Source organism: Leptolyngbya sp. CCY15150 (assembly GCF_016888135.1).
Classification (GTDB): Bacteria; Cyanobacteriota; Cyanobacteriia; order RECH01; family RECH01; genus RECH01.
Genome location: NZ_JACSWB010000140.1, coordinates 1 through 709, shown reverse-complemented (window position 1 = coordinate 709; position 709 = coordinate 1). Strand labels below are relative to the sequence as shown.

The window sequence follows — 709 nt, the reverse complement described above, 5'->3', positions numbered from 1 at the left end:
CTTCGTCCAACGCCATTGGCTTGCACTTCTACCCCATCTGGGAAGCAGCTTCCTTAGATGAGTGGTTGTACAACGGTGGTCCTTACCAGTTGGTCGTATTCCACTTCCTGATCGGCGTGTTCTGCTACATGGGACGTGAGTGGGAACTGTCCTACCGCTTGGGTATGCGTCCTTGGATCTGCGTTGCTTACTCTGCACCTGTTGCAGCAGCATCTGCAGTCTTCCTGATCTACCCGATTGGACAAGGTTCTTTCTCCGACGGTATGCCCTTGGGTATTTCCGGTACCTTCAACTTCATGTTCGTGTTCCAAGCCGAGCACAACATCTTGATGCACCCCTTCCACATGTTGGGTGTGGCTGGTGTCTTCGGTGGTAGCTTGTTCTCCGCGATGCACGGTTCCTTGGTGACCTCCAGCCTGGTACGTGAGACGACCGAGACCGAGTCACAGAACTACGGTTACAAGTTTGGACAAGAAGAAGAGACCTACAACATCGTTGCGGCTCACGGCTACTTCGGTCGTTTGATCTTCCAATATGCCAGCTTCAACAACTCCCGCGCTCTGCACTTCTTCTTGGGTGCATGGCCCGTGGTCGGCATCTGGTTCACGGCATTGGGTATTAGCACCATGGCGTTCAACCTGAACGGTTTCAACTTCAACCAGTCCGTGATTGACTCTCAGGGTCGCGTCATCGGAACTTGGGCGGATGT

Annotated in this window: 1 protein-coding gene; it reads left to right on the top strand. The window is 53.5% G+C overall.

What is annotated here, in order from left to right; all coding sequences use genetic code 11:
* A partial coding sequence (locus JUJ53_RS04385) for a photosystem II q(b) protein (RefSeq protein ID WP_204150767.1) occupies positions 1 to 709 on the top strand: 709 nt, incomplete at both ends.